9 protein-coding genes are annotated in these 14,683 nt (G+C 69.6%); 6 read left to right on the top strand and 3 right to left on the bottom strand.

What is annotated here, in order from left to right; translation table 11 throughout:
* The first annotated feature begins 87 nt into the window (after window positions 1-87).
* Complete coding sequence (gene hflX / locus ACIBK4_RS23735; RefSeq protein WP_398997211.1) at window positions 88-1,581, top strand: GTPase HflX; 1,494 nt, start codon at window positions 88-90, stop codon at window positions 1,579-1,581.
* 94 nt (window positions 1,582-1,675) lie between these two features.
* On the opposite strand, the gene ACIBK4_RS23730 is transcribed toward hflX, so the two are convergent.
* Entirely contained in the window at window positions 1,676-2,872 is a 1,197-nt protein-coding gene (locus tag ACIBK4_RS23730; RefSeq protein ID WP_398997209.1) for a trypsin-like serine peptidase, read from the bottom strand.
* 191 nt (window positions 2,873-3,063) lie between these two features.
* Window positions 3,064-4,293, bottom strand: a complete 1,230-nt coding sequence (locus ACIBK4_RS23725; RefSeq protein WP_398997207.1) for a trypsin-like serine peptidase — start codon at window positions 4,291-4,293, stop codon at window positions 3,064-3,066.
* Between the two features lie 514 nt (window positions 4,294-4,807).
* Between ACIBK4_RS23725 and ACIBK4_RS23720 the strand changes: the two genes are divergently transcribed.
* The 4 genes from ACIBK4_RS23720 to ACIBK4_RS23705 all read left to right on the top strand — a co-directional run bounded on the left by ACIBK4_RS23720 (window position 4,808) and on the right by ACIBK4_RS23705 (window position 12,555).
* Window positions 4,808-6,268, top strand: a complete 1,461-nt coding sequence (locus ACIBK4_RS23720; protein WP_398997205.1) for an aminotransferase class III-fold pyridoxal phosphate-dependent enzyme — start codon at window positions 4,808-4,810, stop codon at window positions 6,266-6,268.
* 251 nt (window positions 6,269-6,519) lie between these two features.
* Window positions 6,520-8,796, top strand: a complete 2,277-nt coding sequence (locus tag ACIBK4_RS23715; RefSeq protein WP_398997203.1) for an IucA/IucC family protein — start codon at window positions 6,520-6,522, stop codon at window positions 8,794-8,796.
* A gap of 263 nt (window positions 8,797-9,059) precedes the next feature.
* On the top strand, window positions 9,060-10,010 hold the full coding sequence (locus ACIBK4_RS23710; RefSeq protein ID WP_398997201.1) for a GNAT family N-acetyltransferase: 951 nt from the start codon (window positions 9,060-9,062) through the stop codon (window positions 10,008-10,010).
* Window positions 10,011-10,551: 541 nt separating this feature from the next.
* Complete coding sequence (locus tag ACIBK4_RS23705; RefSeq protein ID WP_398997199.1) at window positions 10,552-12,555, top strand: ATP-dependent DNA helicase; 2,004 nt, start codon at window positions 10,552-10,554, stop codon at window positions 12,553-12,555.
* Between the two features lie 137 nt (window positions 12,556-12,692).
* On the opposite strand, the gene lexA is transcribed toward ACIBK4_RS23705, so the two are convergent.
* On the bottom strand, window positions 12,693-13,472 hold the full coding sequence (gene lexA, locus ACIBK4_RS23700) for a transcriptional repressor LexA (protein ID WP_026151025.1): 780 nt from the start codon (window positions 13,470-13,472) through the stop codon (window positions 12,693-12,695).
* A 565-nt stretch (window positions 13,473-14,037) separates the two neighbouring features.
* On the opposite strand from lexA, the gene nrdR reads away from it, so the two are divergent.
* A complete protein-coding gene (nrdR, locus tag ACIBK4_RS23695) occupies window positions 14,038-14,589 on the top strand; it encodes a transcriptional regulator NrdR (RefSeq protein ID WP_398997196.1) in 552 nt (183 codons plus the stop codon).
* The last annotated feature ends 94 nt before the right edge of the window (window positions 14,590-14,683 follow it).

Raw genomic sequence — 14,683 nt, 5'->3', positions numbered from 1 at the left:
CGGGGACACACCCGGCGGCCATCGGGAATCTCCGGAGGCGCTCGCACGTTATGACCTTTGCAGGACTCCCATCGACGTAAGGAACCAATGACCTCCTCTTCTTCCCCTTCCCAGGACACTGAGCGCCTCGCGCACGCCTACCCCGAAGGTCTTCGGGCCGATGCCCTGATGGAAGAGGACGTCTCCTGGAGCCACGAGATCGACGGAGAGCGGGACGGCGACCAGTTCGACCGCTCCGAGCGCGCGGCTCTGCGCCGCGTCGCGGGCCTCTCCACCGAGCTCGAGGACGTCACCGAGGTCGAGTACCGACAGCTCCGCCTGGAGCGCGTCGTACTCGTCGGCGTCTGGACCACGGGAACGGCGCAGGACGCGGACAACTCGCTCGCCGAGCTGGCCGCCCTCGCGGAGACCGCGGGCGCGCTCGTGCTCGACGGTGTCGTCCAGCGCCGCGACAAGCCGGACGCGGCCACCTACATCGGTTCCGGCAAGGCGAACGAACTGCGGGACATCGTCCTGGAGACCGGCGCCGACACCGTCATCTGCGACGGTGAGCTCAGCCCGGGCCAGCTGATCCACCTCGAAGACGTCGTCAAGGTCAAGGTCATCGACCGTACGGCCCTGATCCTCGACATCTTCGCCCAGCACGCCAAGTCCCGGGAGGGCAAGGCGCAGGTCGCGCTCGCGCAGATGCAGTACATGCTGCCGAGGCTCCGCGGCTGGGGTCAGTCGCTGTCCCGTCAGATGGGCGGCGGCTCGGGCGGCGGCCTCGCCACCCGTGGTCCCGGTGAGACCAAGATCGAGACGGACCGGCGTCGTATCCGCGAGAAGATGGCGAAGATGCGCCGGGAGATCGCGGCCATGAAGACGGGCCGCGACATCAAGCGCCAGGAGCGCCGGCGCCACAAGGTGCCCTCGGTCGCGATCGCCGGTTACACCAACGCCGGAAAGTCGTCCCTGCTCAACCGCCTCACGGGCGCGGGCGTGCTGGTGGAGAACGCGCTGTTCGCGACCCTCGACCCGACCGTGCGCCGGGCCGAGACACCGGGCGGACGGCTGTACACGCTGGTCGACACGGTCGGATTCGTCCGGCACCTGCCGCACCACCTGGTCGAGGCCTTCCGGTCCACGATGGAGGAGGTCGGCGACGCCGACCTGATCCTGCACGTGGTGGACGGTTCGCACCCGGTCCCGGAGGAGCAGCTGGCCGCCGTACGCGAGGTGATCCGGGATGTCGGCGCCACGAAGGTGCCCGAGATCGTCGTGATCAACAAGGCGGACGCGGCGGACCCGTTGACGCTCCAGCGGCTGATGCGGAACGAGAAGCGCTCCATCGCGGTCTCGGCCCGCACCGGCCAGGGCATCGACGAGCTGCTCGCGCTCATCGACAACGAACTGCCGCGCCCCTCGGTCGAGATCGAGGCGCTCGTGCCGTACACCCACGGCAAGCTGGTCGCCCGCGCCCACTCCGAGGGCGAGGTGATCTCCGAGGAGCACACGTCGGAGGGCACGCTGCTCAAGGTGCGGGTGCACGAGGAACTGGCGGCGGATCTCGCGCCGTACGTCCCGGCACCGCTGGCCTGACGGTCGTAGCACAGCACGTCACGGCAAGTCCGAAGGCCCGCCCCCGATCTCTCTTCCCGGGGGCGGGCCTTCAGCGTATCCGTGCGCGTGCGGGTCACCGACCGCCGTACGTCCTGCTCATGTTCTCGTAGAGCGACTCGGCGGTGGCGCCGAGCTGGGGGCCCGCGAGCCAGGTGTTGTCGGACGGGCCGATCGAGGTGTTGGAGACCAGCTCCGTCTTGCCGTTCACCACGCGGAACCAGCCGCCGCCGGACGAACCGCCGGTCATCGTGCAGCCGATGCGGTACATCGTCGGCAGGGTCGTGTCGAGCGACAACCGGCCGGGCCGGTCGAGGCACTTGAACATCTTCAGACCGCTGTACGGCGGCGCGGCCGGGTAGCCCCAGGCGCCCATCGAGCCGACCTCGGTCGCGGAGGGTGCCGAGAAGTCCACGTCGAGCGCGGCGCCGACCGTCTCCTCAAGGGACTTGGATCCGGACTGCGGCTTCACATGCAGGATGGCGTAGTCGTACGCGGCACCCGCGCCGCCCGTCTCCGAGCCGCCCTGGATCCACTGGTTCGAGGTCGAGGCCCAGTCGGCCCACCACTGGCCGTAGGGAGCGATCTCCGACGCCGAGGCGTTGCTCAACTGGGAGGCGGACTCGCCGAGATCGTTGTACGACGGCACGAACTCGATGTTGCGGTACCAGCCGCCGTCCTTGCCCGCGTGGACGCAATGGCCCGCCGTCCACACGAGGTTGGACTTGCCCGGGTGGTTGACGTCCTTGACGACCGTCCCGGAGCAGACCATCGAACCCTCGGGGGAGTCGAAGAAGACCTTCCCGACCGGGGCCGCGTTCTGGTGGTACGGCGTCTTCTCAGCGGCGGCCTCGACGGGCGTCGGCTCCGGGTCGCTGACGCCCTGGTCGGCGGCGGCGTCCTTCGTGGAGACCGTCTTGTTGGCCTCCTCGGCGGACTTCATCCGCTCGGGCTTCCACAGCCCCTGGATCACCGGGTTGACGAAGTCCTTGGCCTCACTGAGCCACTTGTCCTTGTCCCAGTTCTTCCAGCCGCCGTCCGCCCACTTGTCCACGTCGACGCCGTGCGCCTTGAGCTTGTCGGCGACGGACGACGGAATCCGGACCTTGTCCTGGCCGGAGGCCTGGGTGGCGGTGGCGGCCGGCTTGTCGCTCGCGGAGTCGTCGCCGTTGCAGGCGGTCGCGGTGAGCGACAGAGCCGCGACGAGACCGGCGGCGGCCAGACCGGTGCGCCGCCCGCGCCGAGCCGATGCGGGCGTGCTTGTGGAACGCATGGTGCGATTACCCCCGTGGAAACTGCTGTTCTTCTACTGCCGATCGCGTACTACTGACGGACCGTGTACCGCTGATCGTTCTACGACACCCCACTATGCCCGGGGAGTTGGGGACGAACGCCGGTGAGGCGGTGAGGTTCCTGTGAGACACCCCGCCGACGTCAGTCCCCCGACTGTGCCTGCCGCCTTGCCTACTGGCCGGCGAACTTCTTGCTGACCGAGTCGTACACACTCTTGGCCACATCGCCCAGCCGCGGACCCGCCAGCCAGCCCGAAGTCACCGGCCCGATCGAGGTGTTGGACACCAGCGTCGGCTTGCCGTCCGTCCCCGTCTCGACCCAGCCGCCACCGGACGAACCGCCCGTCATGCTGCAGCCGATGCGGTACATCGTCGGGTCCGAGGCGTTGATCGACAGCCGCCCCGGCTTGTCCGTGCACTGGTACAGCGTCGAACCGTCGTACGGCTTCGCCTCGGGGTAGCCGGTCGCGGTGATGCTGGACACCTTCGGCACGGCCGGCGCGTTGAAGTTCACCGGCAGCGCCGAACCCACCGTCTCCTCAAGGGACTTGCCCCCGCTGCCCTTCTCGGGCGTCACATGGATCACGGCGTAGTCGTACGACGAACCCTGCCCGCCCGTCTCGCCGCCCTGGTCGATCCACTGCTGCGAGGTCCGCGCCCAGTCGGCCCACCAGACACCGTACGGAGCGACCTGCTCCCGGGTCTCGGTCTCCAACTGCGCTGCCGAATGGCCCGCGTTGTTGTACGACGGCACGAACGCGATGTTGCGGTACCAGCCGCCCTTCTTGCCGGCGTGCACACAATGGCCCGCCGTCCAGACCAAGTTGGACTTGCCCGGGTGCGCCGGGTCCTCCACGACCGTCGCCGAGCAGACCATCGTGCCCTCGGGGGAGTCGAAGAACACCTTGCCCGCCGTGGCCGCGTTGGCGTGGTACGTAGGCGACACGGCCTTCGCGTCCACCACCGCGGGCGTCGGGTCGGTCACGCCCTGGTCACCGGAGATGTCGTTGGTGTCGACGCCCGTGTCCGGGTCGTTGGCGTCCCGCATCCGGCCGGAACTCCACAACCCCTTGATGATCGGGTTGATGTAGTCGTCGGCCTCGCGCAGCCAGTCGTCCCGGTTCCAGTTCTTCCAGGCGCCGCCCTTCCACTTGTCGATGTCGATCCCGTGCTCTTTGAGCTTGTCCCTGATGTCGTTCGGGATCTTGATCTTGCCGTCACCGGTGTCACTGCTGGTGGCGGACGCGGTGGACTGGCCGTCCGCCTTCGTGTCACTGGAACCGCACGCGGTCGCGGTCAGCGCGAGCGCCGAGGCGAGGGCAACAGTGGCCACCACGGGGGAGGTTCCGCGCCGCGCGCCCCTCCCACGACGGGCGCTGAAGGACGGCCGTATCGATCGCATGGTCTTGACTCCCCCTGGGTGAACGGATGTTGAGCTTTACGGCTGTGATCTCAGCCGGAACTCATGGTGAGTTCACGCCGAACTCACGGCCTTCGGGAACGGCACCACACACTATGCGCTCGCTGTGGGGGACTTCCCACGGGACGGCAACGGTTTCGCTACGGCAAGGATCTTGGAACAACCCGTAACCCCGTGGGCGGCCCGGGGTTGGTAGCGGTGGGGGGCCTGCTGTCGATACGCGGTCCCCTGCGCCCGTGGCGACGCGCGACCTCAACTCGCCCATGGACAGCGGGAGGAGTGGAGGGTCGTGGCCAACTCTGCGTCTGCGTACGGGAGATGTGGGCTCGCTGCGGGCGAGAGGGGTGAACTCGGCGGTGCGTCTGCGGTGGTGCGGGGAGCGCAGGAGGGGGCCTTGGTTCGTCGGCCGACGGGCGGAGAGCACGAGGGGGATCTGGGGCGCGAGTCGGGGCGCGGTCGGCATGAGGACGCCAGTCGGCCTCGCCCGACGGGCGAGATGTACGGGAACGACCTGCGCCCTGAGCCGCCGTGTGTCGGGTACGAGGGAATTCCGCGGCGTCGGTCCGTGCGTGAGGGCTACGAGGGGAACCCACGGCGTCAGGCGGCGCGCGAGTCGCCGGCACGGACCTACGCGCGGGCCCTTCCCATCGTGCCGGTGCGGGCGCGTGGACTGACCGTCGAGGGCGCTGACGGCCGCCGTTACCTGGACTGCGCTTCGGGCGGCGGGACGCTGGCCCCCGGGCACAACCACCCCGTGGTCCTGGAGGCGATCCGCACAGTCCTCGACTCGGATGCCCCGCTCCATACCCCCGACCTCGCAACTCCCGTCAGGGACGCCTTCGTCGCCGAGCTCTTCCGCACGCTGCCGCCCGGATTCGGCGACCACGCACGCGTGCAGTTCTGCGGGCCGACGGCCACCGAGGCGGTCGAGGCCGAGTTCAGGCTGGTCCGAGCCGTGACCAGACGCACCGACATCCTCGCCCTCACTGACGCTCACCCTGGCATGACCACGAGCACGCTCGATGTATCCGGCGATGACCCCGACGTCCGGGACGGCCGCCTGCCCTCCCCGCAGGACCACCGCCGCCCATACGGCAACGGCCCGGACAAGTTCGAGCACGGCCTGGACGACCCCAACTCCGCGATGCCGAACCCCGCCGGAGTGCTCCTCGAACCTGTCCAGGGCGGCGGAGTGATCCCGGCCCCCGACGACTGGATGCGGCACATCCGGCAGGTCACCGCCACCCGCTCCATCCCGCTGATCGCCGACGAGACCGAGACGGGCATCGGCCGAACCGGCGCCTTCTGGGCCGTTGAGCACAGCGGAGTCGCCCCTGACGTGATGGTGCTCTCCAATGCCATCAGCGGCAGCCTGCCCCTGGCCGTCGTCGTCCACCGAGACGACCTCGAAGTCCACCAACTCGACGCCCCCACAGACGCGTTCAGAGCCAACCAACTCGCCCTGGCCGCCGGCGCCGCGATCCTCGCCCACGTCCGCAAGCACGACCTCGCCGGACGCGCGGCCGGGATCGCCACTCGGATGCTTGCCCAACTCCGGGGAATGGTTGACGAGTTCGCGTGCGTGGGCGATGTGCGCGGGAGGGGGTTGATGATCGGGGTCGAGTTCGTGACTGAGGAAGAGGGGGCTGCCAGGGGAGTCGGCGATGGAAGGCGCGGATCGGACCTGGGGGCGATGCGACGGCCCGTGGACGGCGCCCGTCCCGCCGCTCCCGGACTCGCCGCCGCGGTCGAGCAGGAGTGCCTGCGCCGCGGCCTCATCGTCGAACTCGGTGGCCGCCACACACGCGTCGCACGACTCCTCCCACCTCTCACGATCAGCGACGAACAGACGACAGCCGCACTCGGCCGCCTGTCCGACGCGGTGGAGGCCGTGGCCCGCGGCCAGACCGACGTCGGCAGCGGGCGCACCGGCTGCCGCTCCGAGTGGGCCGGGTAATGCGCCGTAGCGGGTGTGGTCGACGCGTTCGCCTGCGCAGATGCGCATGTACATCAACTCATCGGTACATCGACTGGTCGCCACCGGCGCATCGAGGTGACCACTCCGGAACATGGAGCGCCACGGGACACCGACACCAACTCGGCTGATCTGCCGCAACAGTTGCAGAACACCAAAGATCAACGCTCGCCAGAACAACCCCACTTGGCCCCACACGACTCCCACTCCGAAACACCTCCCGAGGAACAGCTTTGAATCCCACGCCCACCTCTGACGGCCACTCCCACGAGGCGAGCTCTCGACACACACAGACCCTGGCGGCGGCGTCGACCGAGTCGGTTCCCCGGCAGCAGCCCCGCAGCCCGGAAGCAGCTCAGCCGCGCGGTACGACCGCCGACCTCTTGGAGCACCCCGACCCCCACACCGCCGCCCAGGCCGCAGCTGTCGAGAACCTCCTGCGCTGCTGGGTACGCGAAACGAACCTCCCCGCCCCCACCAATGGCACCCTCCACATCCCCCTCCCCGCCAGCAACACGGCCCTGCTCGCCCAGGTCCACTACTGGTCCCCGACGGGCTGGCACCGCTTCGGCCTTCCCTACCTGTCCGACGCTCCCCACGGAACCCCACCCGCCGATGCGGTGACGGTCGCGGCGTTGCTCGGCAGGGAGACGGTCGTGCGTGACGGCGGCTCCACAACGGGTGCCGATACGGCCACCGTTGCCTCCCCGGGAGCGGTGCCGCAGGGGGTCGGCTGTGTCGCCGGGGGCGACGACGTATCGGCGAGTCCCAACGCCCCCTTGGGCTCGGCGCTTCCCGCTGCCACCTCGGTTATGGACGAGGCGGCGACAGCGGCAGCGACAAGGGCATCCGCAACGGCATCCGCAACGGCACCCGAAACCGTGACCGACCTGGTGGCCCGCGTAGCCGACTCCGTCCGTCGTACCGTCACCTTCATCACCGACCGCCGTGCACACCCGGCCGACGGCCCCGATCTCTTCCTCTCCGCCGAACAGGCACTCCTGCTCGGCCACCCGTCGCACCCGACCCCGAAGAGCCGCGAGGGCCTTTCTGAGGCCGAAGCCCGCCTGTACTCACCGGAGTTGCGCGGCTCCTTCCCACTGCACTGGCTGGCTGTCGCTCCTTCCGTACTGGCCACCGACTCGGCCTGGACCGAACGCGGCCGCCCCGTCTCCGCCGCCCACCTCACGGCCCGACTCGCCGGCCCCGAACTGCCGTTGCCCGAGAGCCATGCCGCTCTTCCCCTGCATCCCTGGCAGTGGCGCGAGATCCAACACCGAGCCGATATCGCGGCCTTGCTAGACGCCGGCCTGATCCAGGATCTCGGTACCCATGGCGCCCCGTGGCACCCCACCTCCTCCGTACGAACCGTCCACCAATCCGGCGCCCCCGCCATGCTCAAGCTCTCCCTGGGCCTCCGCATCACCAACTCCCGCCGTGAGAACCTCCGCAAGGAACTCCACCGAGGCGTCGAGGTACACCGCTTGCTGCGCACCGGCCTGTCCCAGCACTGGCACGCTGCCCACCCGGGCTTCGACATCGTCCGCGACCCGGCATGGCTGGCCGTCGACGCGTTGGACGTGCCGGGCGAGTACGGCGCCGACTCGGGGGAGCGCGGTGCAGGCACAGGTGAGCGCGGTGCGGGCCTGGGCGAGCACGGTGCCGATCACGCCGGCCGTGGCGAGCGGGGTGCCCGTGTGCCGTTGCCCGGAATCGACGTGGTGATCCGGCACAACCCCTTCAGCGCGTCCGACGACGTGTCCTGCATCGCCGGGCTCGTCTCACTCCGGCCGTACACCGGGCGGAGCGCCACCGCCGGCGGACCGGCGACAACTTCGCACCTCAGCTGCACTAGCCGCACCAGCCCCGCCACGTCCGGCACACCGCTGTTGCGGTCCCGTCTGGCCGAGGTCGTCATGGGCCTCGCCGCGCGGACCGGCCGGTCGCGTGGAGCAGTCGCCGCCGAGTGGTTCCTGCGGTACCTGGAGCAGGTCGTCCGTCCCGTGCTGTGGCTGGACAGCGAGGCGGGGATCGCCCTGGAGGCGCACCAGCAGAACACGCTGCTTCTGCTGGACGGCGAAGGCTGGCCCGTGGGCGGCCGCTACCGCGACAACCAGGGCTACTACTTCCGCGCCTCCCGACGCGCGGAACTCGAAGCCCGACTGCCCGGCATCGGCGAACACAGCGACACCTTCGTCTCCGACGAGGTCACCGACGAACGCTTCGCGTACTACCTCGCGATCAACAACGTGCTCGGTCTCATCGGGGCGTTCGGTTCGCAACGTCTCGCCGACGAGCGGTTGTTGCTCTCCGCCTTCCGTCGCTTCCTCAGTGATGTGGCCTCCGGTCCCGCCCGGCTGCGCACCTCCCTGCCGGCCCGCCTGCTCGACTCACCCGTCCTGCGCTGCAAGGCCAACCTGCTGACCCGACTGCACGGCCTCGACGAACTCATCGGCCCGGTCGACACCCAGTCCGTCTACGTCACCATCGCGAACCCCCTTCGTTTCTGACCGTTGCCGTTGCCGTTGCCGTTGCCGTCGCTGGCTCTGGCTCCGAAGGCCGCCACCAACTGCCGCCGATCCGATCGCCGCCAGCGGCCTCCCGCTCCGACCAGCAGCAACTCCCTCCCCCTCCGAACATCACCGGCTTTTACCGACTCCGACCGCCGCAGACCCCCGTCAATCCGGACCAGCACCGAGCAATCCCGACCGCCACCAACTCCCTTCGCCCCTAAGGAACATGACCCACCCCACCTCCTGAGAGGAGCGGCACCGTGCCTCCCACCGATGCAAGCGCCGACACCGCGACTGGACCCGGCTCCTACCCAGGCATCGGCGCGACTGCGAGCGAGAGTTCAGGCACGGACGGCGAGGACACCCTCGACCTCCGCCTACCCGAGGCGTTCCTCGCGCTCTGCGCCGAGGCGGACGCAGCTGACGCGGTAGCCCACCGTGAGGCAGCCCACGACGCGGTGGACCATCACGCATCCGCCCCCGATGCGGCCGCCCTCGACCAGGCCGACGCCACCGGGCGACGGAAGCCGATGGACGACGCGGAAGGCACAACCCGGCGCGCCTCCGAGTCCCGGCCTGCTGTCTCCGGCACCTCACCCGCCTCCGACATCTCGCCCAACTCCTATACCCCGCCCGGTGACGACCTCCTCGATCGCGTCACCGACTGGGGCCAGACCCGCACCCCCGCAGGCTCCTTCCACCTCCTCCCCGTCCAAATCGAACGTGACCTCCCGCTGATCAACGGCTGGATGAACGACCCTGCTGTCGCAGAGTTCTGGGAATTGGCCGGCCCTCAGACGCCGACCGAGGACCACCTGCGAGCCCAACTCGCCGGTGACGGACGCAGCGTTCCCTGTCTCGGCGTGTTGGACGGCACCCCGATGAGCTACTGGGAGATCTACCGGGCGGACCTCGACCCACTGGCCCGCCACTACCCCGCCCGACCGCACGACACCGGCATCCACCTCCTCATCGGCAACGTCGCCGATCGAGGCCGAGGGCTGGGCGGCACGCTTCTCCGGGCCGTCGCCGACCTCGTACTCGACAAGCGCTCCGCCTGCGCCCGCATCGTCGCGGAACCCGACATTCGCAACACCCCTTCCGTAGCCGCTTTCCTGGGCGCCGGTTTCCGGTTCTCCGCCGAGGTCGACCTGCCCGCCAAGCGAGCCGCCCTCATGGTCCGAGACCGTTCCCTGCGCGATCTGCTGTAGCGCCACGTGGCAGCGCCATCACTTTTGGTACACCGCTCGGCCCGATCCGGTTCCCACTCCCTCGAATCGGATTCGACCGCGGTGGCTCTGATTTACCGAGCCTGATCGCCTGGCTCCCGCCGACTGGGCCCGGCTGGCTGAGCCCGGTCGGCCGAACTCAGCCGACTCCACCCCCGAACCGATCGGAACGCCGAACAATCCGACCTGTCCCCCCGAACCATTCCGAGCCCGCTCCCACACACCCCGAGCCCGCCTCGAACCCAACCAGCCCTCGGCCGAAGCGCAGCAGCCCCGATTTCCCCCAACCTCAACCAACCCCCAACCTCAACCAACCCCCACCCCAACCAACCCTCGCTCCCACCCCCCACGCCCACGCCTCACCCGCCTCGGCCCGATCTCCCCCCTCCCGACCTGACCCGAACCGACCCGATCCCCACCCGAACAAAACCCGCCCCCATCCAAAAGCCCCCGGTCGTGATCCACCCCTGCCCTCCGCCTTGATCGCCCGGTTGTCAGTCCCGCCCCGTAGGGTGGTCGGGCTATGACGAAGCCCTCACTCCCCGAACTCCTGCATGCTGCCGTCACTGCCGTCGGCGGTTCGGAGCGCCCCGGCCAGGTGACCATGGCCGAAGCCGTCGCGGAGGCGATCGACGACGGTTCCCATCTGCTGGTCCAGGCCGGCACCGGCACCGGAAAGTCCCTCGGCTACCTCGTGCCCGCGCTCGCGCACGGGGAGCGTGTCGTCGTCGCCACCGCGACGCTCGCCCTCCAGCGCCAGCTGGCGGAGCGGGACCTGCCGCGTACGGTCGACGCACTGCATCCACTGCTGCGCCGCCGCCCACAGTTCGCGATGCTCAAGGGCAGGTCGAACTACCTGTGCCTGCACCGACTCCACGAGGGCATGCCGCAGGACGAGGAGGACGGTCTCTTCGACCAGTTCGAGGCGGCGGCACCCACGAGCAAGCTGGGCCAGGACCTGCTGCGGCTGCGCGACTGGACGGACGAGACCGAGAACGGCGATCGCGACGACCTCACACCCGGAGTCTCCGACCGCGCCTGGGCGCAGGTTTCGGTGTCCTCCCGTGAGTGCCTGGGCGCCCAGAAGTGCGCCTACGGAGCGGAGTGTTTCGCCGAGGCGGCCCGCGAGCGCGCCAAACTCGCCGACGTCGTCGTCACGAACCACGCGCTGCTCGCGATCGACGCCATCGAGGGCGCCCCCGTCCTCCCGCAGCACGAGGTGCTGATCGTCGACGAGGCGCACGAACTCGTCTCGCGGGTCACCGGAGTGGCCACCGGCGAGCTCACCCCGGGCCAGGTCAACCGCGCGGTGCGCCGCGCCGCGAAGCTGGCCAACGAGAAGGCCGCCGACCAGCTCCAGACCGCTGCCGAGGGCTTCGAGCGGCTGATGGAGCTCGCCCTGCCGGGCCGCCTGGAGGAGATCCCGGAGGACCTCGGTTACGCCCTCATGGCGCTGCGCGACGCCTGCCGTACGGTGATCTCCGCGATCGGCGCCACCCGCGACAAGTCCGTGCAGGACGAGGACGCGGTCCGCAAGCAGGCGCTGGCCTCCGTGGAGAGCGTGCACGACGTGGCGGAGCGGATCACCAACGGTTCCGAGTGGGACGTCGTCTGGTACGAACGCCACGACCGCTTCGGCGCCTCCCTGCGGGTAGCCCCCATGTCCGTGTCGGGCCTGCTGCGGGAGAAGCTCTTCGCGGACCGCTCGGTGACCCTGACCTCGGCCACGCTGAAGCTCGGCGGCGACTTCAACGGCGTAGGGGCATCTCTGGGCCTCGCCCCCGAGGGAACCGTGGGCGACAATCTGCCGCAGTGGAAGGGGGTCGACGTGGGCTCGCCCTTCGACTACCCGAAGCAGGGCATCCTGTACGTCGCGAAACACCTGTCGCGCCCTGCGCGGGACGGCGATCGCGCCGACATGCTCGACGAGTTGACGGAGCTGATCCAGGCGGCCGGGGGCCGCACCCTGGGGCTGTTCTCCTCGATGCGGGGCGCCCAGCTCGCCGCAGAGGAGCTGCGCTCCCGCATCCCCGAGTACCCGATCCTGCTCCAGGGCGAGGAGACGCTCGGCGAGCTGATCAAGAACTTCGCGGCCGACCCGAAGACCTGTCTCTTCGGCACGCTGTCGCTCTGGCAGGGCGTCGATGTCCCCGGGCCCAGTTGCCAGTTGGTCGTCATGGACAAGATCCCGTTCCCGCGCCCGGACGACCCGCTGATGAGCGCCCGTCAGAAGGCGGTGGAGGACGCCGGAGGCAACGGCTTCATGGCGGTGGCCGCCACGCACGCGGCGCTCCTCATGGCCCAGGGAGCCGGCCGTCTCGTCCGCGCGTCGGGTGACCGGGGCGTGGTCGCCGTGCTCGACCAACGGCTGGCCACCGCCCGCTACGGCAGCTATCTCAAGGCGTCACTGCCCGACTTCTGGTACACCACGGACCGTAACCAGGTCCGGAGGTCGCTGGCCGCGATCGACGCGAAGGCGAAGCAGGAGGAAGCCGAAGCGGTGCAGGAGGAGGCCGAACCGGCGTGATGCGGGACGAGGTTGGTCCGGCGCGCCGGACCAACCCGCGGATACCCGGGCCCGCACAGCACAGGACCCCGGAACCGGCGCAGGGGTCCCGGGGTCCGGTCAGGGGGCCGGGCCGATGGGCCCGCCCGCCGCAGCCGTCACACGCGCCGCAGCACTGCCACCACCTTGCCGAGGATCGTCGCGTCGTCGCCGGGGATCGGCTCGTAGGCCGAGTTGTGCGGGAGGAGCCAGACGTGGCCGTCCTCGCGCTTGAAGCGCTTGACGGTTGCCTCGCCCTCCAGCATGGCGGCCACGATGTCGCCGTTCTCGGCGACCGGCTGGCGGCGCACGGTCACCCAGTCGCCGTCGCAGATCGCGGCCTCGATCATCGAGTCACCGACGACCTTCAGGACGAACAGCTCACCGTCACCGACCAGTTGGCGGGGGAGGGGGAAGACGTCCTCGACGGACTCCTCAGCGAGGATCGGGCCACCGGCGGCGATCCGGCCCACCAGCGGGACGTACGACGCGGCCGGCTTGCCCGCAGTGTCCGTGGGCTGCACCGACGAGGACTGGTCGGAGCCGCGGACCTCGTACGCGCGCGGGCGGTGCGGGTCGCGGCGCAGGAAGCCCTTGCGCTCCAGTGCCATCAGCTGGTGTGCGACCGAGGACGTGCTGGACAGGCCCACGGCCTGGCCGATCTCGCGCATCGACGGCGGGTATCCCCGTCGCTGCACCGAGTCCCTGATGACCTCGATCACCCGGCGCTGCCGGTCCGTGAGCCCCGAGCTGTCCGCCCGGATACCGGGAGGTCGGCCCGGCAGGGAGCGCTTGTGTCCCTCGGGATTCGCGGCTTCGTTCATTGCATGCACCGGCTCGAGTCGGCCCTGGGAGCGATCCTGGGCAGTGATGGTGGCACTGTCTGCGGTGGTGGTCACGTCGGCCCCTCTCGATGGTCTCCCTGCTGGACAACGGTAGTTGCTTTCGAAAGGTTGCGCCAAACACACGTTCGAGTGAAAAAGTGCAGATAGCCTGTCGCGATCATGCGTCCGGGTGTATGGCTAACGCGGCGCCTGGCGGACAAAAGAGGCCATTGTTGTACTCTTCGCCGCCGGGGTGGTGACCTTGTGGGTTGTCGCCACAGTCTGCCACCCGGTGTCCCGGCAGTCGGGGGTCGGTCCCGTTCTGTGCGGGAGCCCCACGCCTCCTCCGTGCCGCGCTCACGGTATCTCCGTAAGTGGCCTGGCGGTACGGGTGTGCGCCCGCGTGTTCGGGGCGACTGGACGGTCGTATGGCACATGCCAATACGGGTGCGACACGCGCGTACGGCGTGTTTGTGTGGGCCAATCACCACATCTAGTGGTTGGATTGCGGCAGCAGCCCAGAAGTTGTGGTCCCCCGGGTCTCCAGAGTCTCGGCCATCCCCTATGCTTGGGGCTGCTTCGAGAGGCCCAAGGGGTCTCACGAGGCTATTGAGTCTGCTGTGAGGGAGGGTTGGAGACCATGCACTGCCCCTTCTGCAGGCACCCCGACAGCCGTGTCGTCGACAGTCGTACGACCGATGACGGCACGTCGATCCGCCGGCGCCGCCAGTGCCCTGACTGCTCCCGTCGTTTCACGACCGTGGAGACGTGCTCGCTCATGGTGGTCAAGCGGTCCGGAGTCACCGAGCCTTTCAGTCGTACCAAGGTCATCAACGGTGTGCGCAAGGCATGCCAGGGACGGCCTGTCACCGAGGACGCACTCGCCCAGCTCGGCCAGCGGGTCGAGGAAGCGGTGCGGGCCACCGGAAGCGCCGAACTGACCACCCATGACGTCGGGCTGGCCATACTCGGCCCGTTGCAGGAGCTCGACCTCGTCGCCTATCTGCGATTCGCCTCCGTCTACAGGGCGTTCAACTCCCTTGAGGACTTCGAGGCCGCGATCGTGGAACTGCGCGAGGTGGCCCCAGGATCCGCCGCGGACGACGAAGACGCGGTATCGGGGAGCCAGGAAGACGACGGCGGAACCGGGGGGACCGTTCAGGTCCCCGTGCCCGCCCACTCCGCCGACTGACCGACGGGCCGGAACCGGGCGGAGACCCCGGGTCCGGCCGGGCGACGGCGTATCAGGACTTGTCGCGGGGCCATGAGCTGTGGGCACCCGCGGC

It is taken from the genome of Streptomyces sp. NPDC050528 (assembly GCF_044457795.1).
GTDB lineage: Bacteria > Actinomycetota > Actinomycetes > Streptomycetales > Streptomycetaceae > Streptomyces.
The sequence above is the reverse complement of the archived record's forward strand: the minus strand, read 5'-3'. Positions and strand labels throughout refer to the sequence as shown.